Below are 20,846 nucleotides of genomic sequence, written 5' to 3'. Positions count from 1 at the left end.
CGGCGCCGGTCGAAGCGGCGGGCGACTTCGGCGGGCACGCCGTGCTGGACGAGCCCGGTGGCGCGGGTGCGGGGCAGGCGGGAGGCTCCGCGTCAGGCCGGGCCGAGGACGCAGAACTCGTTGCCCTCCGGGTCGGCCAGAACCGTCCAGGGGAAGTCGTCCCGGTCCGCGTCGGCGGGCGTCGCGCCGAGGGCCTCGAGCCGGGCCACCTCCGCCGCCTGGCGCCGGCGGTCGAAGGGCAGGGGCGCCAGGTCGAGATGGGCGCGGTGCCGCGTGTCCTTCAGGTGGGGCGTGCGGAGGAACTCCAGGTACGGGCCGACGCCCCGGGCGGAGCGCAGCAGCGCGTGATCGTCGGTCACCTCGTGCAGGGTCCAGTCCATCGCCTCGCCCCAGAACCGGGCCATGGCCCGCGGGTCCGCGCAGTCGACGGCCACCGCGGCGATCGCCCCGGTGTCCCGGTAGATCTCCCGCGGCTCCAGGACGCAGAACACGTTGCCCTCCGGGTCGGCCAGAACCGTCCGCGGACGGTCGCTCCGGCCCGCACCGGCGGGTGTCGCGCCGAGCGCCTTCAGGCGCTCGACCAGCTCCGCGTGGTGGGCTGCGGAGGTGGTGGCCAGTTCGATGTGCGCGCGGTGCGCCACCGTTTCGGGATCCGGGACGGCGATGACGTCGACGCGGACGGCGGCGGGGTCCGGCCAGGCGGAATCCACGGGCGCGACGCTGGTCGCACCGGGTTCCCCGCCGGAAACGCTCCAGCCGAGCGCCTCCGCCCAGAAGCGGCCCAGCGCCAGGTCGTCCCGGGCTTTGAGATTCACCTCGAAGAGTTGTAGCGCCACGCCGCCAACCCTAGTGCCCGAGGACGAACCGACGGCCGGGTTCGGGCGGGAGGCCGGAAATCGATCACGACTTCCCACCGGGGCGGAGGCCACGGCCGCACGTCGCGTGACCGTCGGAGGCCTCCCCTTCCCGGGGCGGGATCAGGGGCGTTCCGCGTGGGCGGCCGAACCGCCGGTCGTCACCGCCGCCGTGCCGCGCACCGTGTTCCGCCGCCCTCCAGGCCGCCGGGGGCCCTGGGACGGGCGCGGGAGGCGAACGGGAGGCGAAGGAGCCGGCCGGTCCCTCCGGGCCGGTTCGGAGGCCGTGATCGATCCCGGCGCCGCATCCCGAACCGCATCCCGAACCGCAGCCCCTCGCACCCGGAGCGGCCGGGCGCCCGCGCGGCGGAGGGGAGCCCGTCACCGCCCCGGAGCCCTGAGCGCGGGCTCGGACGGCCGGGCGAGGCAGGCCAGTTCGCGGACGAGGGCGTCGGCCAGCGGCCGGGCCCGGCCGGGGAGGGTGTGGGTGACCGCGCTGAGGGTGTACGCGCCCGCGCAGTCGGTCAGGGCGAGGCAGACGGTGCCCGGGGCCAGCACGGGCGGCAGGGGGACGATCCGCTCCAGCGGCCGGCCGTCCAGGGACCACGGGCCGCGCGGCCATCCGAAGGCCAGGCAGGTCACGGGGCAGAAGCCCGGCGAGCAGCTCAGCGCGGCCAGCAGGCGCACCGCCCAGGGGCCCAGCCGCCCCGCGGCGCCGACCGCGCGGCGGACGGTGTCCGCGCCGCCCCGCACCGGGCCGAAGGCGGTCAGCGCGCCCCGGCAGGCCGCCAGCCGCTCCCGGGGGTCGGCGACGGTCACGGGGAGCGGCACCCGCACCGCCGAGACGGCGGTGCCGAGCATCCGGTCCTCCTCCGGCGTGCGCAGGTCCACCGGGAACGAGCCGTACAGCGGGCGCGGTGCGCCGGGCCAGCGGTCCGGATCGCCGTGGACGGCGCGCAGGGCCCCGGCGGCGGCCGCCAGCAGGACCTCGTTGAGGGTGGCGCCCGGGCCCGGCAGGGCGCGGCGGGCAGCCCGCACCGCGTCCGCGTCCACCTCCGTCCAGGCCAGGTCCGGCAGCGGGCGCGGGCCGGCGGGCAGCGGCAGGGCCCGGCCCGGGCCCAGGGGCATGCCGGGCCGTCCGGGCTCCGGGTGGGCGGCCCTGAGCGCCCGTACCGCCTCCACCCCTCCGCCGGTCCGGCCGCCGCGCCCGGGCGTGCCGTCGAACAGGCGGCTCAGCAGGATCTCCAGGGAGCGGCCGTCCAGCAGGGCGTGGTGGGCGGTCAGCACGACGGCGAACCGCCCCCGGCCCGCCCGCGGCACCAGCGTCAGCCGCCAGGGCGGCAGTCCGGCGGGCAGGGGGCGGGTGACGAGCCGGCCGAGCAGAGCGGTGAACCCGTCGGATCCGGTGGACCCGTCGGATCCGGTGCGCCCGGTGGACACCGCCTCGCCGCCGGCATCGGCATCGGCATCGACGACGTGACGGCGGGTGTCGAAGCGGTCGAGCGGCAGCCAGCGGTGCCCGCGCAGCCGGGCCGGCGCCGCCGGCCGCAGCAGCACCCGCCGCAGCCGGGGAAGGCCGCCCCAGCGCTCCTCGACCCGGGCGCGCAGTCCGTCCGGGTCCGGCGGCCCGCCGGTGAACAGCGCCGCCATTCCGACGGTCTCGGGAACTCCGCGCGCACCGCAGTGGACTTCCTCCACGGGCGACAGGGCGATGTTTCTCTCCATACGTTTTCCCGCTCATCATCCGAGAGTTCGCGCAAACCTTCGACCGCTCGCCCGAAGAACGTACGAGTTGCATGTCCGCGCCTTTTCCGATCCTGTGTCAGTATTCTGGCGAAACGGCGGGTGAAGAGAAGCACCGTGGTCCATTCGGACCCGGGCGGCGCCGTTGCCGAACCACCGGGCCGGAGGCCGGGGAGACTCCGCGGAAACCGCCCGCCGTCGCACCGGGCGTATTTCACGGGCCCCTCGCGGGGAAATCGTCATCGCTTCCCCACGGAATCACGGACACCGGTCGCACAACCACATGAACACCTATCGGAAAACCGACGGAACCTTCTCGGGGAACAGCATGGCGGATGTCTTCGGCAAAAAACGGTCGGCTCTCCACCGCCTGGCGGCGGAGAGCGCGTCCCGGCCCTACTACCGCCCCCTGACCGCCCGGGGGGCGGAGGTCGGGATCGACGGCCGCACGGTGGTCATGGCCGGGTGCAACGACTACCTGGGGCTGTCGACCGACCCCCGGGTGACGGAGGCCGCCGCCCGGGCGCTGCGCCGCTACGGGGTCTCCTGCTCGGGCGCGCGCGTGCTCAACGGCACGCTCACCCTCCACGAGGAGCTGGAGGACCGGCTGGCCGCGTTCGTCGGCGGCGAGGCGGCGCTGGTGACCACCACCGGCTTCCAGGCCAACCTCGCCCTCGCGGCGCTGCTGGACGAGGACGACACCGTCTTCGCCGACATGTCCAACCACGCCTCGCTGGTGGACGCCGTCCGGCTGAGCGGCGCCGCCCACCGCCGCTACCGCCACTGCGACCTCGGCCACCTCGACCGGCTGCTGGCCGCCTCCGACCCCGCCTCCGGCAGGCTGGTCGTCACCGACGGCATGTTCTCCATGGAGGGCGACCTGTGCCCGCTGCCGGGGATCGTGGCGCTGGCCCGGCACCACGGCGCCCGGCTGGTGGTGGACGGAGCCCACGACATCGGCCTGCTGGGGGCACGCGGGCGCGGCGTGACCGAGCACTTCGGGCTGACCGGCGAGGTCGACCTGGTCACCGGGACGCTGTCCAAGTGCTTCGGCTCGGTCGGCGGGATGCTCGTGGGTCCCGCCCCCGTCGTCGAGCACCTGCGCTACGGCGCCCGCTCGGTCCTCTTCTCGGCCGCGATGCCGCCGGCCTCGGCAGCCGCCGCCCTGGCCTCCCTCGACATCATCGAGTCCGAACCCGAGCGCAGGCAGCGGGTGTTCGGCCACGCCCGGCGGCTCCTCGCCGGGCTGCGCTCCCAGGGCTGGGACACCGGCCGCTCGGCCACCCCGGTCGTGCCGGTGTACGTGGGCGACTCGCGGCTGTGCCTGCGGGTGTGGCAGGAGCTCCTGGACGCGGGGGTGTTCACCAACGCCGTGGTCGCGCCGGCCGTGGCCAGGAACCGGGCGCTGATCCGGGTGACACCCCAGGCCGTCCACACCGACGCGCACATCGACCGGATCCTCGGCGCCTTCGCCGAGGCGCGGCGGAGGGTGGGCCCGCTCCCCCCGGTCCCGTCCGGCAAGCTTCCCCCGGCCGGTCCCCGGCGGTCCGCGGCGGTGGTGGCGTGACAGCGCCCACCGGGCCCACCGGATCCACCGCGCCCACCGGATCCACCGCGCCCGTACCGCCTGCCGGGGCTCCCGGCACCCCCGCCCTCACCGTCGAGCCGGTGCGGGGCCGCGCGGACACCGCCGCCTTCGCCGCCCTGCCCCACGTCCTGCACCGCGGCGACCCGTACTGGCCGGCGCCCCCGAAGCGGGACCAGCGGGCCCTGGCCGACCGGCGGCGCAACCCGTTCTTCGAGGTCGGCGCGGCCGAGCTGTTCCTGGCCCGCCGGGGCCGGAAGGCGGTCGGGCGGATCGCCGCCGCGGTGGACTCCCGCTACCAGGCACTCCACGACGCGCGGGGCGGCCTGTTCGGCCTCTTCGAGTGCGCGGACGACCCCGGCGCGGCGGCCGCCCTCTTCGACGCGGCGGCCGGCTGGCTGCGCGAGCGCGGGCTGGAGAGGATGCTCGGCCCGCTGGGCTTCTCCGTCCACGACGAGTGCGGGGTCCTCGTCGAGGGCTTCGACGGCCCGCCCACCGTGATGATGCCGTACAACCCCGCCTACTACCCGGCGCTGTACACCGCCTGCGGCCTGGTCAAGGCCAAGGACCTGCTGTCCTGGCGGGTCCCGGTGCCGCCCGGCGGCGAGCCCCCGCCCGCGGCCGCCCGCGCGGCCCGCTGGGCGGCCGGCGCGCCGGACGTGCGGCTGCGGCCGATGGACCCGTGGCGCCCGGACGCCGACCTGGCCGTCGTCCGGGACATCTACACCGACGCCTGGTCGGGCAACTACGCCTCCGTCCCCATGACCGCCCGCGAGTTCTCCCACGCGATGGCCCGGCTGCGGCCGCTGATCCGGCCGGAGCTGGTGTGGTTCGCCGAGGTGCGCGGCGAACCGGCCGCCTTCACCTTCTGGCTGCCCGACGCCAACCAGGCGCTGCGCGCCGCACGGGGCCGGCCCACCGCCCGCGGCGGGCCCGTGGGACGGCTCCGCGCCGCCGGGGCCGTCCGGCGGATCGACCGGGCCAGGGTGATCCTCACCGGCGTCAGGGCGGCCCACCGCGCCCGCGGGCTGACCGCGGCGCTGCTCGCCGAGGCCCAGCGGGCGGCCTTCCGGCTGGGGTACACCGAGAGCGAGTTCTCCTGGCTCCTGGAGGACAACCGCGACGCCAACCGCTACGCCGAGGCCTTCGGCGGCGTCCTCCACCGCAGGCACCGCCTCTACCGGCGCGACCTCGTCCCGCGCCCGGCCGCCCCGCCCGTCCCCGCGCCCGCTGCCCCGCACGTCCCCGGAGCCCGCCGGTGAGGTACCTGGTCACCGGCGCCACCGGATTCGTCGGCACCCGCCTGGTGCACCGCCTGCTGCGGGAGGGCCACACCGTCGCCGCGCTGGTGCGGGACGTGGAGCGGGCCCGTCCGCGGCTCCCGCCGCAGGTGCGCCTGCTGGACGGCGACCTCGCCACCGGCCGCGGCCTGCGCCGGGCCGTCACCGCCTCCGGCGCCGAGCGCGTGGTCCACCTGGCCGGCACCGTCAAGGCCGCCCGCCCCGGCGGCTACGCCCCCGTCAACGCCGTCGGCACCCGCCGCCTGTGCGAGGCCCTGGCGGGCCTGCCGGAACCGCCCCGCCTGGTCTACTGCTCCTCCCTGGCCGCCGCCGGGCCGTCCCCGCCCGGCCGGCCGCGACGCGAGACGGACCCGCCCGCGCCGGTGTCGGCGTACGGCCGCAGCAAGCTCGCCGGCGAGGAGGCGCTGCGCGCGGCGGCGGACCGGGTGCCCGCCACCGTCGTCCGCCCGCCGATCGTCTACGGCCCCGGCGACACCGAGTTCCTGCCCGCACTGCTCGCCGCGGTCCGCAGCGGCGTGCTGCCCGTCTGCGGCGCCGGCCCGCGCCGCTACTCGCTGGTCCACGTCGACGACCTGTGCCGCGCCCTGCTCGCCGCCGCCGACCGCGGCGCCACCGTCGGGCCCGGGCAGCCGGCGCGCGGGGTCTACCACGTCGGCGACGGCGCCGGGCACCGCTGCCAGGACCTGGCGGCGGCCGTGGCGGCGCTGACCGGCCACCGCCCGCCCAGGACCGTCCCGGTGCCCCGCCCGGTGGCGTACGCCGCCGCCTGGGGCGCCGAACTGGCCGCACGGGCGCTGGACCGGCCGCCCGTGCTCTGCCGGGACAAGATCCGCGAACTGGCCCGCCCCGCCTGGACGTGCGGCCACGAGCGGGCCGCGCGCGACCTCGGCTTCACCCCCGGCGCGGTCTGGCCCGCGGGCCTCGCCGACGCCCTGCGCACCGCGCTCCCGCCCGGCCCCGTGTCCGGCCCCGTTCCCGTGCCGGCGCCCGTGGCGGCCCCCGCCTCCGAGAGGAAGAGGAGGTGACGCAGCCCCCGCCGAACGCGCCGGCCGCGCCGAACCCCTGCGGGCCTCCCCGCTGCTGTTCCGCTCCCCGTTCCCGGACCGCTTCACCCGGGTGCGCCCGGCCGTGCCTGCCCTCCCGTACGGTCTCCTCGCCGCTTTCCAGGGCGTCCCGCGGCGGGGTGACGCTCCGGGGCCCGCGCCCGGCGGACGCGGGCCCCGGAGCGGGGCTCAGGCGGCCCGCAGGACCACGGACACGTTGTGGCCCCCGAACCCGAAGGAGTTGCTGACGGCCGCGCCGATCCGCTGCTCGCGCACCGTCTTGGTCACCAGGTCGATGTCGAACCCCGGCGCGGGTGCGTCGGTGTTGGCCGTCGGCGGCACGGCCGACCGCTCGACGCACAGGACCGTGAGCACCGCCTCCACCGCGCCCGCGGCGCCGAGCGAGTGCCCGAGGACGCCCTTGGCCGACGTCACGCTCGGGCCGTGGCCGAAGACCCTGGCGATCATGCTCGCCTCGGCCGCGTCCCCCAGCGGGGTGGAGGTGGCGTGGGCGTTGACGTGGTCGACGTCCCGCGCCGTGAGGCCCGCGTCGGCCAGGGCCGCGGTCACGGCCAGCTCGGCGATCCGGCCCTCGGGGTGCGGCGCGGTGGGGTGGAGCGCGTCGGTGCTCGTGCCGCAGCCCGCCAGCAGGGCCCGCGGGCGCACCCCGCGCGCCCGGGCGTCCGCCGCCCGCTCCAGGACCAGGACGGCGGCGGCCTCGGCCATGACGAACCCGTCGCTGTCCGCCGCGAAGGGCCGCGAGGCGGAGGCCGGTTCGCCGACGCGGGCCGACAGCGCCCCGGCCCGCTGGAACCCGGACACCACCAGGGGCGTGACCGCGGCCTCCGTACCGCCGGCGAGGACGACGTCGCACAGGTCGGCGGCCAGCCAGTCGCGGGCGACGGCCAGCGCGCTGGCCCCCGAGGCGCAGGCGGTGGAGACGGCCAGGCTCGGACCCCGGATCCCCAGGGCGAGCGCGACCTCGCCGGCCGCCATGTTCGGCAGCAGCATCGGGATGACCACCGGCGACACCGCCTCGGGCCCCTCCCGCCGCATCCGCCCGGACTCCGCCTCCCAGGTGGCGGCGCCGCCCAGACTGCAGCCGACGACCACCCCCACGCGCGCGCCGTCCCAGGAGGCCGCGTCCAGACGCGCGTCCCGCAGCGCCTCGTCGGCCGCCGCGAGCGCGATCCGCGTGAAGCGCTCCAGTCGCCACAACTGCCGCCGGCGGGCGCGGTCGGTGACCTCGACCTCGGGGACGCGGCAGCTGAAGTCGACCGGCAGACCCGCCAGTTCCGCGTCGCGGGACGCCGTGGGCTCGGCGGCGCGGACCCGGCGCCAGGTCTCCTCCACCCCCACCCCGGCCGGGGTGACCGCCCCCAGGCCGGTGACCGCGATGTCCGCGCGGTTCACCGCGGCGCCACCGCCGTGCCGGCGCCCCACGCGGCCTCGACCGCGTCGGCGATCTCGCCCAGCGTCGTGTCCAGGGTGATCTGGTCGTCGCCGAACGGGACACCGGTGGCGTCCCGCAGGGTCAGGGCGAACTCGACCCGCCCGAGCGAGTCCAGGTCGATCTCCTCCAGCGTGGCGCCGGGCGACAGCTCGTCCTCGGTGAACTGGAACTTGTCCACCAGGATGTCCGCAACGACGCCGTATGCCTTGCCCATCGGTTCTCCTCGCGAGATCAACTCGAACCGGCCGGAACCGGCCTCTTCCGCGCCCATCCTTGTGGCTCGGCACGGCCCGGCAGGGAGAAGAGGGGCCGGGGGACCGCATTTCACCCGTACGAGGCAGCGCGCCCGCGCTCCTGTCGCGCCGCGCGGCCGCGGTGGGGCCGCACACCGTTCCGCGCCCGTACCGGCCCGGCATCCGCCCAGGGGTCCGGGGCGGCGATCGGGGCCCGCGTTCCGGATCAACCGGCCGGCCGGAGACCGCCGCCCGCTACTTCCGCGGGCCGGCCGGGGTACTCCGCGGGCCGGGACTCGAAGTCCACCCGGGCGGACGGTCCGGCCGGATCGCCGTCCGGCCCGCGCAGCAGGTCGACCGACGCCTGCGCGAACCACCGCGCGGTCCGCTCCCGTTCGGCCTCCCCCACCAGCGGGCGCAGTCCGGCCACGGCGGCCGCCCCGCACCGCGGTGCCCCAGCCCCCACGCCCCACGCCCCACGCCCCGGCGTCGAGCACCTCCCGCACGGTGCGGAAGCCGCCCCTCGCCAACTCCTCGACGCCAAGCCGCTCCCCGGCCGCGTCCCGCAGCCGCCGGACCGGGATCCGGTCCGGCTCGGCGTCCACCGGCTCCCGGTGGACGGGGGTCCGTGCCCCACGCGCCGCCTCCACGGCCCGCCCGTGGTCCTCGGCCACCGGATCGGCGGCCTTCCTCAGCCACTCCGCCCGGCGGACGACCCCGGGGTCCGCGCCGCCGACCCGGTACAACCCCTGATGTTCCCGCCGACGAGGCCGACGAGGCCGACGACCGTCAGGCGTGGCACGGATACGGCGCTTCGAGCCGATCACGGTCGAAGAGACTCTCCCACCGGACCGCGCACCGCCCGTCGGGTTCCTCCTCGACCACGATCAGGTCGATCCGCAGGAGTTCGGAAGAGTCCGGCGTGGCCGTGTACAGGCCCAGCGAGCCCCCGATCAGCACCAGGCCGTGTGCCAGCACCCACCGGAAGAAGGGCACATGCCTCATCCGGGCTCCCTTCCGTCTCGTCGGCGGAACGCCTCGCACGCGTAGCCTGCGCCGCGCCCGGCCGGGCCTCAAGGAGGGGAACGGGCAACCGTACGCCTCCCGCGCCTTCCCGCTCCCGGCAATCCCCGGCACGGGAGGCACGCTTCCCCGCCCGAACCGGCGCGGGGCGCCGCGGGGGCCGTTCGCCGCGGGCGGACATGAGCCGGGCCCGGCCCTCCGGCGTACCGGAAGGCCGGGCCCGTGGCGTACGGCCGCGCCCGCGGGCGCGGTTGGCCGACGCGGGAGTTACCGCTGCCCGCCGCCGCTGTTCTGACCGCCCTTGCGGCCGGCCTCGGAGGCCTTCTCGCGGTCGTTGGCGAAGTTGCCGCCGCTCTCGTGGCCACCCTTGCGGCCCGCCTCCGCGGCGCGCTCGCGGTCGTTGGCGAAGTTGCCGCCGCTCTCGTGACCGCCCTGACGGCCCGCCTCCGCGGCGCGCTCGCGGTCGTTGGCGAAGTTACCCGGGTTGTTGGAGTTGTTGGACGCAGCCATGGCCGCTCCTTTCACTCGTTTCGTACAAGTCCCTTCGCACCATCGAGTGCCCGACTCGCCTGGACGTAATCACCTCAGAACGCATGAAATCCGTCCGATGTGCAGAATCGTCACTTCTCACACTCCGTCAACTCCCGCCGAACTCCGGAACGCTACGGTTCCGTGATGAGCGGCGACGGAAACCCCGATGCGGCGACACGTTGGAAGACGGCGTCCTCCGGACGGCCCGCACTCGCCGGCCGCCGGCTCCGTACGCCCCCCGGCTGTCGGCCGAGGGCGTCCCGCGGCGGATGGGCGGGCCGGGACGCCCGCCGGAGGGCTCCGCACGGACGGGAGGCGCTTGGCACACTTTTCCGAGGAGAGGCGGAAGGCCGGGACACGCGTCCGGGCGGAACGCGACGCCCCCTCCCCCGCCCGGACGCGTCCGGACCCGTCCGGTTCCTGCCCGCCTCCCGTCCTGCGGTGTCCTCCGGGACGCCGGACGGGAGCCGCGCTCGTCCCGCCCCGGCGTCGGCGCCGGCCGTTCCGCCGCCGCCCCGGGACCGCGTCCCCGGCCCGGCCGGCGCCGGGTGTTAGCGTCCGAGCACATGGACGACAACGTGTACACGGGGAACGCCGGAGCGGACTCGCCGCTGGACCGGGGCTGGCTGCTGGGGCACTTCAAGGACGCGGGCGACCTCCGGCACAGCGAGGCGCTGGAGATCAAGTGGGGTGTCCACCCGCGCGGCGAGAAGCGGCGGCAGTGGGTGCGGGGCGAGGAGCGCACGACCTTCCAGGTCCTGGTCAGCGGCCGTTTCCGCGTGGAGTTCCCCGGCCGCAGCGTCGTCCTGGCCCGGCAGGGCGACTACGTCGTGTGGGGCCGGGGCGTGGACCACTCGTGGGTCGCGGAGGAGGACTCGACGCTGCTGACGGTCCGCTGGCCGTCCGTCCCCGGGTACGCGCTGCCGCAGCAGGAGTGAGGCCGCCGCGGCGTGCCGTCCGGGCGGAGGGGAGCCCCCGCCCGGACTCACCCGGACGCACCCGGCCCCGGCCGCCTCAGTGGAGCGTGGCGAGCCCGGCCGCGTCGAAGGGCCGGAGTTCGCCGTCGCGTCCGCTCAGGACCTTCGCCGCCCACTCCGGGTCGCCCAGCAGGGAGCGGCCGACCGCCACCAGGTCGAACTCGTCGCGCTCCAGCCGCTCCAGCAGGGCCTCGATGTCCGTGACGCCGCCGTCAGCCCCCTGGAACGCGGCGAAGAACTCGTTGTCCAGGCCGACCGAGCCGACGGTGATGGTGGGACGGCCGGTGAGCTTCTTCGCCCAGCCCGCCAGGTTGAGGTCGGAACCCTCGAACTCCGGGAGCCAGTAGCGGCGCGTGGAGCAGTGGAAGACGTCCGCCCCCGCCTCGGCCAGCGGGGTCAGGACGGCCTCCAGTTCCTCGGGCGTCTCGGCGAGGCGGGCCCGGTAGTGGCCCATCTTCCACTGGGACATCCGGAAGCTGATCGGGAAGTGCGGGGAGACGGCCTCGCGGCAGGCGGCCACGATCTCCGCGGCGAAGCGGACGCGGGAGGCGAGGTCGCCCCCGTAGGCGTCGGTGCGCCGGTTGGTGTGCGACCAGAGGAACTGGTCGACCAGGTAGCCGTGGGCCCCGTGGATCTCGACGCCGTCGAAGCCGCGGGCCTCGGCCGCGGCGGCCCCGGCGGCGAACGCCCCGATCACGTCGTCGATGTCCGCCCTCGTCATCGCGTGGCCGGTCTCCGTGCCCTCCAGGGGGATGCCCGAGGGGCCCGTTCTGGGGGCCTCCGGAACCGGCGGGGCCCCGGCGGCGCGCGCCATGCCCACGTGCCACAGCTGCGGCATGATCGCCCCGCCCGCGCGGTGGACCGCGTCGGCCACCCTCGCCCACCCCGCGAGCGCGTCCTCGCCGTGGAAGCGGGGCACGCGGTCGCTGGTGCCGGCCGAGTCGTGGTCGATGTACGTGCCCTCGGTGACGATCAGGCCCACCTCGGCGGCGGCCCGGCGGGCGTAGTACTCCGCCACGTCCGGGCCCGGTACACCGCCGGGCGAGAACTGGCGGGTCATCGGCGCCATCACGATGCGGTTGCGGAGGGTGAGGCCTCCCACGGAGAAGGGCCGGCCGAGCGTGTTCCGGGCGCGTGCGGACGTACTGCTGGACATGGAGGTATCCACCTTCGGTCGACGGAACGGCCGCGCCCCGGTGCGGCGCGGCACGGTCCGTCCAACCGGTGCCCCGGCCCCCTCAATTCCCCCGGCGGGCAGGGAACTCGCGGCGGCGGCGCGGGGTGGAGACGGCAGGTGGAGGCAGCCGGTGGAGACGGCCGCCGCGATCAGGCGGCCGTCCGGCCCGTGGCACGGGCGGCCGGCTTCCGGCCGCCCGCGCCGTGCGCAGCCTCACGCGCCCGCCCCGGTCCGGGCGGGCCGGGCTCCCTACCCGCTCAGTTCCGGCTTGCCGAAGAGGACGGCGTACCCGGAGGGCAGCTGGCTGAGGATCTGGTTGAGCTCGCCCCCGGAGACCGCCCGGGCCAGGGTGGAGAGCACGGCGCTGGCGTCCCACTCCGCGGTCCTGGGCCGGGCCCCGGTCCGCTCGGCCACCCGGCGGCAGAACTCCTCCACGCCGAACGTCTCGGCCTTCTCCGCCCGGCTCTCCCTGAGGACGTCGCCCAGGGCGCCGGGCATCTGCGCGGCCAGGTCCTCGGTCTCCTTGGGGGTGATCCGGGAGGCGAGCACCTCCAGCACCGCCGTGGCGACGGCCTCGGCCTCCTTCTGGTCGGCGTACTCCCCGAGCTCGCGGACCCGGGCGAGGAACTCGTCGTACCTCATCAGGCGCCTCCTTCCCTCTCCCCTTCTCGGGTGCCGGTACCTGCTCCCGGGGTTTCCCGGACGGTCTGCCGCAATCCCGCCGCTCCCCCTAGGCGGCCCTGCCCTTCTCGTCCCCGTCGTCGTCGACGATCTCGGCGTCCACCACGTCGTCGTCCGAGCCGCCGGTCCCGGCGCCGGCCCCGGCTCCTGCCCCGGCGTCGGCGGCGCCGCCCGCGGCCTGCTGGCCCTGGGCGTCGGCGTAGAGCGCCTGGCCCAGCTTCTGGCTGGTGGAGGCGACCTTCTCCGAAGCCTCCCGGATCGCCGCCGTATCCCCGCCCTCGGCGGACGCGCCCTTGAGCTTCTCCTTCAGGTCGGCGACCGCGGTCTCGACCTCGCTCTTCACCTCACCGGGCACCTTGTCCTCGTTGTCCTTGAGGAACTTCTCGGTGGTGTACACCAGCTGCTCGGCCTGGTTGCGGGTCTCGGCGGCCTCGCGGCGGCGGTGGTCCTCCTCCGCGTACTGCTCGGCCTCGCGCATCATCCGCTCGATGTCGTCCTTGGGCAGCGCCGAACCGCCGGTGACGGTCATCCGCTGCTCCTTGCCGGTACCCAGGTCCTTGGCGGAGACGTGCATGATGCCGTTGGCGTCGATGTCGAAGGTGACCTCGATCTGCGGCACCCCGCGCGGCGCCGGCGGCAGCCCGGTCAGCTCGAACATGCCCAGCTTCTTGTTGTACGCCGCGATCTCGCGCTCGCCCTGGTAGACCTGGATCTGCACGCTGGGCTGGTTGTCCTCGGCGGTGGTGAAGATCTCCGAGCGCTTGGTCGGGATCGTGGTGTTGCGCTCGATCAGCTTGGTCATGATGCCGCCCTTGGTCTCGATGCCCAGGGACAGCGGGGTGACGTCCAGCAGCAGGACGTCCTTGACCTCGCCCTTGAGGACACCGGCCTGCAGGGAGGCGCCGATGGCGACGACCTCGTCGGGGTTGACGCCCTTGTTCGCCTCCTTGCCGCCGGTCAGCTCCTTGACCAGCTCGGCGACCGCCGGCATACGCGTCGAACCACCCACCAGAACGACGTGGTCGATCTCGGAGACACGGACTCCGGCATCCTTCACGGCCTGGTGGAAGGGCCCCTTGCAGCGCTCCAGCAGGTCGGCGGTCAGTTCCTGGAACTGGGCCCGGGTGAGCTTCTCGTCCAGGTGCAGCGGACCCTCGGCCGACGCCGTGATGTAGGGCAGGTTGATGGTGGTCTCCGTCGCGGAGGACAGTTCGATCTTCGCCTTCTCCGCCGCCTCGCGCAGCCGCTGGACGGCCATCTTGTCCTTGGACAGGTCCACGCCGTACGCGTTCCCGAACCGCTTGACCAGGTAGTCGACGACCCGCTGGTCCCAGTCGTCGCCGCCGAGCCGCGTGTCGCCGTTGGTGGCCTTCACCTCCACGACGCCCTCGCCGATCTCCAGCAGCGAGACGTCGAAGGTGCCGCCGCCCAGGTCGAAGACCAGGACCGTCTGGTCCTCCTTCTCCAGCCCGTAGGCCAGCGCGGCGGCCGTCGGCTCGTTGATGATCCGCAGGACGTTGAGGCCCGCGATCTCACCGGCCTCCTTCGTCGCCGTGCGCTGCGCGTCGTTGAAGTAGGCGGGCACGGTGATCACCGCGTCGGTGACCTTCTCGCCCAGGTACGCCTCGGCGTCCCGCTTCAGCTTCTGCAACACCCGGGCGGAGATCTCCTGGGCGGCGTACCGCCTGCCGTCCACGTCCCCCGTCCCCGGGAAGCGCCAGCCCGCCTCGCCCATGTGCCGCTTGACCGAGCGGACGGTGCGGTCGACGTTCGTCACCGCCTGCCGTTTGGCGACCTCGCCCACCAGCACCTCGCCGTTCCTGGCGAACGCCACCACCGAGGGGGTGGTCCTGGCGCCCTCGGCGTTGGCGACGACGGTGGGCTCGCCGCCCTCCAGGACGCACACCACGGAGTTGGTCGTACCCAGGTCGATACCGACCGCACGTGCCATCTCGGGTTCCTCCTTCGCTGTCGCGCGGATGTGGGAACCGGGCATCGTCTGCCTATGTTTCCTGCATAAAACTTGAGCCGCCAGCAGTCAAGTTCTTCCGGAAATCCGCCGACGGCACCGGGCCGCGGAACGGCGGCACCGAAGCCTTCACCGGCAGGCGGCTCCTTCTCCGCCCCCCTCCGTCCCGTCCGTCCCCCTCCGCCCCCACCGTGTGCGGTGGGGGCGGGCGGGTGGCCGGCTCAGGCGTGGCTCGCGGTGGGGCGGACGATGATCTCGCTGACGTCGACCTCGGCGGGCTGGTCGACGGCGAACGCGATGGCCGCGCCGACGGACGAGGCCGGGATGGCGACGCTGCGGTAGGTGCGCATCTCCTCGCGGCCCACCGGGTCCGAGATGGACTCCGCCAGCTCGGACTCGGTGACGCCCGGGCAGATGGTGGTGACGCGGATGTCGCCGCCGACCTCCTGCCGCAGACCCTCCGAGATGGCCCACACGGCGTACTTGGTGGCGCAGTAGACGGCCGCGGTCGGGGAGACCTGGTGGGCGCCGATGGAGGCGACGTTGACGAACTGGCCGTGGCGCTGGGCCTGCATGACCGGCAGTGCGGCCGCGATGCCGTGCAGGACGCCGCGGACGTTCACGTCGATCATGCGGTTCCACTCGTCGAGCCGGAGTGCCTCCAGCTTGGACAGCGGCATCACACCGGCGTTGTTGACCAGGACGTCGACGCGGCCGTGCCCGCTGCGGGCCGCGTCGACGAAGGCCCGCACCTGGTCGGCGTCGGTCACGTCCAGGGGGTGGTGTTCGGCGCTGCCGCCGGCCGCCCGGATGTCCTCGGTGAGCGCTGCGAGCCGCTCGGTACGGCGGGCTCCGAGAACGACGTGGTGGCCTCGTTCGGCGAGCAGCCTGGCGGTCGCCTCGCCGATGCCGCTGCTGGCGCCGGTGACGAGGACGATCTTCCGGCTGGTGGAGGGGGTCATGGACGGAGAACTCCTTCGGGGTGGAGCGGCCGACGTGGCGGGGCGTTCCCGAACCGCGTCGGCCGCACGGGGCGGAGCGGCGATGCGTCGCCGCTCGGTGGACCGTTCGAGGCCGGCGGGCCCGGCCGGCGGGATCCCGGTGACCACGGCCGCGGCGGGCGGCGGGCGTTCGCGGGCCCGGGGGTGGCGGCTCAGGTCGTCCGCGGCCGGATCCCGGTCATGGCCGGGCTCCCTGCCGGGCGCGCGGGTCGCCCTCGCGGTAGAGCACGAGGTGCTCGTGGAAGAGAACGCCGTCGCGGACGTCGCCGGTGGCGGTGAAGCCGGTGTCGTCGACGTAGTCGAGGTGGCTGCCGGTGACGGTGTAACGGCCGGTGTAGGCGCTCCGGCGGTTGCCCCGGGCCTCGTCGTAGCGGCCGTCCGGCAGCAGTTCCTGGCGGATGAAGCCGTCCGCGGTCACCCACATCCCGACGTACGGGTGTGCGTCGCGGGGCGTGTCGTCGCTGGTCATGACTCCACCCTCGGCCCCGCGGCGGGAGGCGACCAGGCCGCCGTCCTCCTGGGTGCCGCGCACCCACCGTCGCGGACGGCGGGCTCGTACGGCGGCGGCGCGGCGGGCGGACGCGTCCGGTGGCGGCGGGAAGACAGCCGCCGAAGCCGACGGTGCGGAAGCCGCCCGGCGCCACCCGGCGCCCGCCCGGCCCGCAGCAGCGCACTCCCCACACCGCACACACCGGTGGACGCGAACTCACCCGAGGAGCAGGCGATGAGCGCCACCGACACGCACGTCGCGGGCTGGAACTCCAGGGCCCTCGACGAGACCCTCTCGAACGCGACGCGGGACGCCCCGTCCCGTTCACCAACGCCCGCATCCTGACGATGGACCCGCTGATCGGGACCGTGACCGGCGCCGATATCCTGTTCGTCGGCTCCCTGATCGTGGCGGTCGGCCCGTCCCTGTTCACCGCGGCGGAGGACGACGACGCCATCCACGTCGACTCCAGCGGCACGACCATCGTCCCCGCCGTCGTGGACACCCGTCGTGGACACCGTCGCGCCGGCCGCCGGCCGCGGCGAGCGCTCGGAGCACGTCGCGACGCTGACCCCGGGCAACACCGGCGGCCTGCTGGTGGTGCCCGACGAACCCACCGCCGACGGCCGCTACGACGAGACACGGGGCGGCCGGCCGCACGCCTGCCGGGGCCGGTACTGGATCGACGGCGACCGGATCGACTACCCGGACGACCTCGGTTTCTGGGCCGTGGGGTACTTCCGCGGTGACGAACCGCACCGCGCCGGCTACGTCATGCGCCGGGACTGATCCCTCGCGCGGCCCCGGAATCGCGCGCCGGGGGCACGTCCCGCGCCCGGGCGTACGGCGCCGGGGAACGGCGGCGCGGTCCGGCGCGGCGGAGGGACCGAGGGCGGTGGTCCACGGCCGAGGTGCCGCGGCAGCCGGCCGAGTCCGTCCGGGCTGCCGGCTCCCCGCGGGAGGAGGCGCCGGGGGCCTTCGGCTCCGACGCCGGTCCCCGCATCGGCGCGGCGACCGTCCGCGCTCCCGCCGGCCATCAGGAGCGCGAAGGCGGCGGGGACACCGGTCACGTCCCCGTCCCCCGTCCCCGTCCTCGCCCTCGACGGGCGCGGGAGCGGACCGCGCCCCGTCCTGGGAGCACCGGGACCAGGCTCCCGGCCGCCGGGGAGCCTAGCCTGACCGGCATGACGACCTCGAGACTGGGCGACTACCTGCGGAGCCGGCGCGCACAGGTGACGCCGCCCGACGTCGGTCTGCCCCTGGACGGACGGCGGCGCGTCCCCGGCCTGCGCCGCGAAGAAGTCGCGCTGCTGGCCCGCATCAGCGTCGACTACTACCTGCGGCTGGAGCAGGGCCGTGAGCGGCGCCCGTCGCCGCAGGTCCTGGACGCCCTGAGCGACGCGCTGCTGCTGGACGACGACGGCCGGCTGCACCTGTACCGGATCGCGGGTATGACCCCGCTCCCACGGCACGAGGGCAGCGCCGAGCGCGCGGATCCCCGGTTGCTGGCACTGGCCGAGCTGTGGGACCGCACGCCGGCCCTGCTCCTGGGGAGGGCCTACGACGTCCTGGCCGCGAACACGCTGGGGCGCGCGGTCTTCCCCCACCTCCAGCCCGGCGCGAACCTGCTGCTCACGATGTTCCTCGATCCGTCGGTCCGCTCGTTCCACGCGGACTGGGAGACGGCCGCGGCCAACGCGGTCGCGGGATTCCGCTTCCTGGAGGGCGCCCGGCCGGACGACCCGCGGATCCACGAGGTGCTGCGAACGGCCACGGAGAACAGCCGCGCGTTCGCCGACCTCTGGCAGAGGCGGGACGCACGGGGCAAGAGCGACGCCGCGAAGGTCCTGCGGCATCCCGATGTCGGCGAACTCACCCTGCGCATGCAGACCTTCGACGTACGCTCCGCCCCGGGGCAGCAACTGGTCGTCTACCACGCCCAGGAGGGCACCCGGACCGCGGACGCGCTCCGCCTGCTCGGCTCGCTGGCGGCGACCCGCCCCGGGCACCGGGACGACTCGCCGGGGCGGGTCACGTGAGAGCCCGCCTCCTCGCGGCCACGACCGGCGGCGGCCCCGTCGCCCGCGACGGCGACGCAACGGTGATCGGCGGTGCCGGGTACCCCGACGGGTACTGCTGGGTCCGGCGGCCGCGCCGTACGCGGCCGCGCCTACCCGGACGTGATCGCCGTACGGGAGCACCGGGCCCGGACCGGGGCGCAGGCGCGGGGCGGCTCGTTCAGGTGCGTCGGCGGGGCCTGGGCGCGCGTCCCGTCACCGGCCGCTCCGTGAGCCGTAGGGCTGGAGGAGTTGGTCGACGGGTGCGTGGTCGTCGGTGAGCGGTCGGGCGTCGCCGATCCAGGAGGTGAGGTCGTCGCCGGCGGCGACCCTCCAGCCGGTCCGCCGGGCGTCCAGCGCTTCCTGGATCGCGCGCGGGTCGACCGGCCGGTCGGAGGCGAGCACCACCAGATTGCCGCCCTCCGGGGTGGCGGCCGGGTCGAGGCCGATGTCGGCGGGTCTGCCGAGGAGGGCGACGTGCTCGAAGGTCTCGCCGAGGGTGGCCGCCTCGGCGCGTGCGAAGGCCAGCTCACCGTGATCGATGAGGTTGGCGACGTACACGCCGTCCTCGTCGAGCACCCGCCGTACGTCGGTCATCGCCTCCACCGTGGTGAGGTGCCACGGCACGCTGACGCCCCCGAAGGCATCGCCGACGACGAGGTCCCGACTACCGGTGTCCAGCCGCCGCAGGCCGAGCCTGCCGTCCTCGACGCGTACGTCGACACCGGCTCCGGGCCTCAGGCCGAGCCGGTCGCGGTCGATGCGCACGACCCCGCCGTCGATCTCGGACACGACGCTGCGCGTCCCGGGCCGCGTGGCCGCGAGGTAGCGGGGGAAGGTGAGTCCGCCGCCGCCCAGGTGGTGGGCGGCGAGCGGCTCGCCTTCGGGAAAGGCGGCGTCGACCACCGACGCGATGGCGCGCACGTACGTGAACTCCAGGAAGGTCGGGTCCTCGATGTCGACGTAGGAGTGCCGCAGGCCGTCCAGAACGAGTGTGCGGCCGCCGTCCCGGTCGGGGTCGGCGACGACCCGTGCGCAGTGGTACCTGGTCTCCACGTCGCAGCCACCGGGCACGACCACGGCGGCCAGACCGCCGGCGACGACCGCGAGGGCCAGGGCAGGGGCGCCGCTCCACCCGCGCGTTCGCCACTCGACCAGCGCCGAGCCGACCACCAGCAGCGTTCCGAGGCCGATCAGGATGCCGCTGACCGGCAGCCGCGACACGAGGACGAAGCCGGTCAGGACCGTACCGACGATGGCGCCGACGGTGCCGACGCCGGACAGCCGGCCGACGACCGTCCCCGTCTCGGCGAGGCTGGTGAGCCGCAGCTTGGTCACGATCGGCGTCACCGCGGAGAGCAGCGCGCCCGGCACGAGGATGGTCAGTGACGCGATCGGCAGGAGCACCGCCGTCGCCCACTCCGCGGTGGTGCGCAGCAGGGCGGGGGTCAGCGCCACGACCGCTCCCGACAGCCCGAGCGAGGGGCCCAGAAGCCGGCGTGGATCGATCCGGTCGGCGACGCGCCCGCCCAGCCAGGAGCCGAAGGCGATCGCGGTGAGGGCGATGCCGATCACCATGGTGCTGGTCTCGAGGGTGAGGCCGAGGTAGGGGGCCAGCAGCCGCAGAGCGACGATCTCGACCACCAGGACCGCGGCCGAGGACCCGAACACGAGCACGGCGGCGGTACGGGAGCCCAGGCCGTGGTCGCGAGGCGTGCCCTGGGCGGCGGGCGAGGAAGGCGGCTCGGTCACGAACGCCATCCTCGCACGCGGCGCATCGGCCGGACGACACGGCGAGAACCCTCGTTCCCCCCGGACGTCCGCTCACCGCGGACGCGTCCCGGACCGAGTCGGCACGGCAGGCGGCCGCCATCCGGAGTCGGGGTGCATCCGCACCCACCGGCCGCCGGTGAACTTCGTCTCCACGCCGTGGTACGGCTGGTGCGGAGGGACCGGCCGCTTGCCGCGGTGCGACGCTGTCGGCGGCTTGGGGCGGTCGGCGGCCGCGCCTTCGCGGCGCCCGGCTTCGTCCCCGCGCCGCACTTCCGCAACGCTTCGATGCTCCTGAGGAGTTCGGCGCGGCCGACGTCCTCCGGTGCTCGGACGGCACCGGACGAAGCCGCCGAACAAGTCGCCGAGCGGCCCGTGGCCGACTGGCAGGCGCGGTGCACCGGCCGGCCGCCCGTGGTGAGGACGAGCTTCTTCCCGGCCACCGGCAGGCGGCACACGACACAGCGCTTGAGCGCGGGCCCGGGCCCGAACGGACTGCCGGGCCCGCGCGGTGGCGGTCGACCGCCCGCTCCGTGACGGGGCACCAGGCCCGCTGCGGGCATTCAGGTCGGGTCGTGCTTAGCGCCGAAGTCCGGCACCGGCACCGCGCGGCCGGCGATCTCCCAGTGCACCGGGTCGCACGGGCGCAGGACGGGCGCGCCCGGCGAGCAGTGCGTGGTCGGGGCCGGGGCGCAGCGGGTGTCTGCGACGCGGGCGACGTCGATGCCCGCGAAGTCCTGCCAGAACGCCGGGTTCGCGTACTCCCCTGCGGTGACGCGGGCCGGTCCCCGTACGGGAGCGGCTGCGGCGCGGGAGGCTCCTGCCGGCGGGAGGGCCGCACCGCCGGCGAGGCCGGCGGCGGACGCCGGCGCACGACGACGGGACAAGGACGCGTGAGGCCATGGCATGCGCATGCGGCAGGCTCCTTGCGGCTCGGCGTTCGTGGGGGGTGCGACCC

General features: G+C 75.6%; 21 protein-coding genes. 7 read left to right on the top strand and 14 right to left on the bottom strand.

Annotated elements, in window-relative coordinates; genetic code table 11:
• Window positions 1-92 precede the first annotated feature (92 nt).
• Window positions 93-836: a VOC family protein gene (locus QC029_RS14975; RefSeq protein WP_279556138.1), complete on the bottom strand. Its 744-nt coding sequence runs from the start codon at window positions 834-836 to the stop codon at window positions 93-95.
• Between the two features lie 399 nt (window positions 837-1,235).
• A complete protein-coding gene (locus QC029_RS14970) occupies window positions 1,236-2,579 on the bottom strand; it encodes a wax ester/triacylglycerol synthase domain-containing protein (RefSeq protein WP_279556137.1) in 1,344 nt (447 codons plus the stop codon).
• A gap of 346 nt (window positions 2,580-2,925) precedes the next feature.
• Here QC029_RS14970 and QC029_RS14965 point away from each other — a divergent pair, with 346 nt between their 5' ends.
• From QC029_RS14965 to QC029_RS14955, 3 genes are read left to right on the top strand one after another with little or no spacing between them, the layout of a single operon-like run.
• Complete coding sequence (locus tag QC029_RS14965) at window positions 2,926-4,164, top strand: aminotransferase class I/II-fold pyridoxal phosphate-dependent enzyme (RefSeq protein ID WP_279556136.1); 1,239 nt, start codon at window positions 2,926-2,928, stop codon at window positions 4,162-4,164.
• A complete protein-coding gene (locus QC029_RS14960) occupies window positions 4,161-5,444 on the top strand; it encodes an N-acetyltransferase (protein ID WP_279556135.1) in 1,284 nt (427 codons plus the stop codon). Before QC029_RS14965 ends, QC029_RS14960 begins: the two co-directional genes overlap by 4 nt.
• Window positions 5,441-6,508: an NAD(P)-dependent oxidoreductase gene (locus QC029_RS14955; protein WP_279556134.1), complete on the top strand. Its 1,068-nt coding sequence runs from the start codon at window positions 5,441-5,443 to the stop codon at window positions 6,506-6,508. Before QC029_RS14960 ends, QC029_RS14955 begins: the two co-directional genes overlap by 4 nt.
• 207 nt (window positions 6,509-6,715) lie before the next feature.
• Here QC029_RS14955 and QC029_RS14950 read toward each other — a convergent pair whose 3' ends face one another.
• The 5 genes from QC029_RS14950 to QC029_RS14930 all read right to left on the bottom strand — a co-directional run bounded on the left by QC029_RS14950 (window position 6,716) and on the right by QC029_RS14930 (window position 9,745).
• The gene (locus tag QC029_RS14950) at window positions 6,716-7,939 is read right to left on the bottom strand and encodes a beta-ketoacyl synthase (RefSeq protein ID WP_279556133.1); all 1,224 of its coding nucleotides are present in this window, start codon (window positions 7,937-7,939) and stop codon (window positions 6,716-6,718) included.
• Entirely contained in the window at window positions 7,936-8,193 is a 258-nt protein-coding gene (locus tag QC029_RS14945; protein WP_279556132.1) for an acyl carrier protein, read from the bottom strand. The genes QC029_RS14950 and QC029_RS14945 overlap by 4 nt, the downstream gene beginning before the upstream one ends.
• A 245-nt stretch (window positions 8,194-8,438) precedes the next feature.
• Window positions 8,439-8,642, bottom strand: coding sequence for a hypothetical protein (locus tag QC029_RS14940; protein ID WP_279556131.1), 204 nt, complete (start codon window positions 8,640-8,642; stop codon window positions 8,439-8,441).
• Window positions 8,643-9,001: 359 nt separating this feature from the next.
• Entirely contained in the window at window positions 9,002-9,217 is a 216-nt protein-coding gene (locus QC029_RS14935) for a hypothetical protein (protein ID WP_279556130.1), read from the bottom strand.
• Between the two features lie 285 nt (window positions 9,218-9,502).
• Window positions 9,503-9,745, bottom strand: a complete 243-nt coding sequence (locus tag QC029_RS14930) for a general stress protein (protein WP_279556129.1) — start codon at window positions 9,743-9,745, stop codon at window positions 9,503-9,505.
• Between the two features lie 587 nt (window positions 9,746-10,332).
• On the opposite strand from QC029_RS14930, the gene QC029_RS14925 reads away from it, so the two are divergent.
• The gene (locus QC029_RS14925; protein ID WP_279556128.1) at window positions 10,333-10,704 is read left to right on the top strand and encodes a signal peptidase I; all 372 of its coding nucleotides are present in this window, start codon (window positions 10,333-10,335) and stop codon (window positions 10,702-10,704) included.
• A gap of 76 nt (window positions 10,705-10,780) precedes the next feature.
• Here QC029_RS14925 and QC029_RS14920 read toward each other — a convergent pair whose 3' ends face one another.
• The 5 genes from QC029_RS14920 to QC029_RS14900 form a co-directional block, all read right to left on the bottom strand.
• Window positions 10,781-11,899 carry an NADH:flavin oxidoreductase gene (locus tag QC029_RS14920; RefSeq protein ID WP_279556127.1) on the bottom strand — a complete coding sequence of 373 codons (1,119 nt, stop codon included), beginning with the start codon at window positions 11,897-11,899 and terminating at the stop codon, window positions 10,781-10,783.
• A 270-nt stretch (window positions 11,900-12,169) separates the two neighbouring features.
• Complete coding sequence (locus QC029_RS14915) at window positions 12,170-12,562, bottom strand: DUF2267 domain-containing protein (protein ID WP_279556126.1); 393 nt, start codon at window positions 12,560-12,562, stop codon at window positions 12,170-12,172.
• An 88-nt stretch (window positions 12,563-12,650) separates the two neighbouring features.
• Window positions 12,651-14,552 carry a molecular chaperone DnaK gene (gene dnaK / locus QC029_RS14910; protein WP_279556125.1) on the bottom strand — a complete coding sequence of 634 codons (1,902 nt, stop codon included), beginning with the start codon at window positions 14,550-14,552 and terminating at the stop codon, window positions 12,651-12,653.
• 239 nt (window positions 14,553-14,791) lie between these two features.
• The gene (locus tag QC029_RS14905; RefSeq protein ID WP_279556124.1) at window positions 14,792-15,532 is read right to left on the bottom strand and encodes an SDR family oxidoreductase; all 741 of its coding nucleotides are present in this window, start codon (window positions 15,530-15,532) and stop codon (window positions 14,792-14,794) included.
• Between the two features lie 217 nt (window positions 15,533-15,749).
• On the bottom strand, window positions 15,750-16,040 hold the full coding sequence (locus QC029_RS14900; RefSeq protein WP_279556123.1) for an Atu4866 domain-containing protein: 291 nt from the start codon (window positions 16,038-16,040) through the stop codon (window positions 15,750-15,752).
• Between the two features lie 225 nt (window positions 16,041-16,265).
• On the opposite strand from QC029_RS14900, the gene QC029_RS14895 reads away from it, so the two are divergent.
• From QC029_RS14895 to QC029_RS14885, 3 genes are all read left to right on the top strand, one after another.
• Window positions 16,266-16,406 (top strand): hypothetical protein, encoded by a 141-nt coding sequence (locus QC029_RS14895; protein ID WP_279556122.1) that lies wholly within the window; start codon window positions 16,266-16,268, stop codon window positions 16,404-16,406.
• Window positions 16,407-16,571: 165 nt separating this feature from the next.
• Window positions 16,572-16,850 (top strand): Atu4866 domain-containing protein, encoded by a 279-nt coding sequence (locus tag QC029_RS14890; RefSeq protein ID WP_279556121.1) that lies wholly within the window; start codon window positions 16,572-16,574, stop codon window positions 16,848-16,850.
• A 395-nt stretch (window positions 16,851-17,245) separates the two neighbouring features.
• Entirely contained in the window at window positions 17,246-18,100 is an 855-nt protein-coding gene (locus QC029_RS14885) for a helix-turn-helix domain-containing protein (RefSeq protein WP_279556120.1), read from the top strand.
• 234 nt (window positions 18,101-18,334) lie between these two features.
• Here QC029_RS14885 and QC029_RS14880 read toward each other — a convergent pair whose 3' ends face one another.
• Together QC029_RS14880 and QC029_RS14875 are read right to left on the bottom strand one after the other, a co-directional pair.
• Window positions 18,335-19,879 (bottom strand): fused MFS/spermidine synthase, encoded by a 1,545-nt coding sequence (locus tag QC029_RS14880; protein ID WP_279556119.1) that lies wholly within the window; start codon window positions 19,877-19,879, stop codon window positions 18,335-18,337.
• Between the two features lie 572 nt (window positions 19,880-20,451).
• On the bottom strand, window positions 20,452-20,802 hold the full coding sequence (locus QC029_RS14875) for a hypothetical protein (RefSeq protein ID WP_336621589.1): 351 nt from the start codon (window positions 20,800-20,802) through the stop codon (window positions 20,452-20,454).
• Window positions 20,803-20,846 lie beyond the last annotated feature (44 nt).

It is taken from the genome of Streptomyces sp. DH37, assembly GCF_029813835.1.
Classification (GTDB): Bacteria; Actinomycetota; Actinomycetes; order Streptomycetales; family Streptomycetaceae; genus Streptomyces.
The sequence above is the reverse complement of the archived record's forward strand: the minus strand, read 5'-3'. Positions and strand labels throughout refer to the sequence as shown.

Excerpts from the sequence above, each read along its gene's own strand:
- QC029_RS14970 (WP_279556137.1), bottom strand. The coding sequence starts at position 2,579 with ATGGAGAGAAACATCGCCCTGTCGCCCGTGGAGGAAGTCCACTGCGGT.
- QC029_RS14965 (WP_279556136.1), top strand. The coding sequence starts at position 2,926 with ATGGCGGATGTCTTCGGCAAAAAACGGTCGGCTCTCCACCGCCTGGCG.
- QC029_RS14945 (WP_279556132.1), bottom strand. The coding sequence starts at position 8,193 with ATGGGCAAGGCATACGGCGTCGTTGCGGACATCCTGGTGGACAAGTTC.
- QC029_RS14935 (WP_279556130.1), bottom strand. The coding sequence starts at position 9,217 with ATGAGGCATGTGCCCTTCTTCCGGTGGGTGCTGGCACACGGCCTGGTG.
- QC029_RS14930 (WP_279556129.1), bottom strand. The coding sequence starts at position 9,745 with ATGGCTGCGTCCAACAACTCCAACAACCCGGGTAACTTCGCCAACGAC.
- QC029_RS14925 (WP_279556128.1), top strand. The coding sequence starts at position 10,333 with ATGGACGACAACGTGTACACGGGGAACGCCGGAGCGGACTCGCCGCTG.
- QC029_RS14920 (WP_279556127.1), bottom strand. The coding sequence starts at position 11,899 with ATGTCCAGCAGTACGTCCGCACGCGCCCGGAACACGCTCGGCCGGCCC.
- QC029_RS14915 (WP_279556126.1), bottom strand. The coding sequence starts at position 12,562 with ATGAGGTACGACGAGTTCCTCGCCCGGGTCCGCGAGCTCGGGGAGTAC.
- dnaK (WP_279556125.1), bottom strand. The coding sequence starts at position 14,552 with ATGGCACGTGCGGTCGGTATCGACCTGGGTACGACCAACTCCGTGGTG.
- QC029_RS14905 (WP_279556124.1), bottom strand. The coding sequence starts at position 15,532 with ATGACCCCCTCCACCAGCCGGAAGATCGTCCTCGTCACCGGCGCCAGC.
- QC029_RS14900 (WP_279556123.1), bottom strand. The coding sequence starts at position 16,040 with ATGACCAGCGACGACACGCCCCGCGACGCACACCCGTACGTCGGGATG.
- QC029_RS14885 (WP_279556120.1), top strand. The coding sequence starts at position 17,246 with ATGACGACCTCGAGACTGGGCGACTACCTGCGGAGCCGGCGCGCACAG.
- QC029_RS14880 (WP_279556119.1), bottom strand. The coding sequence starts at position 19,879 with ATGGCGTTCGTGACCGAGCCGCCTTCCTCGCCCGCCGCCCAGGGCACG.
- QC029_RS14875 (WP_336621589.1), bottom strand. The coding sequence starts at position 20,802 with ATGCGCATGCCATGGCCTCACGCGTCCTTGTCCCGTCGTCGTGCGCCG.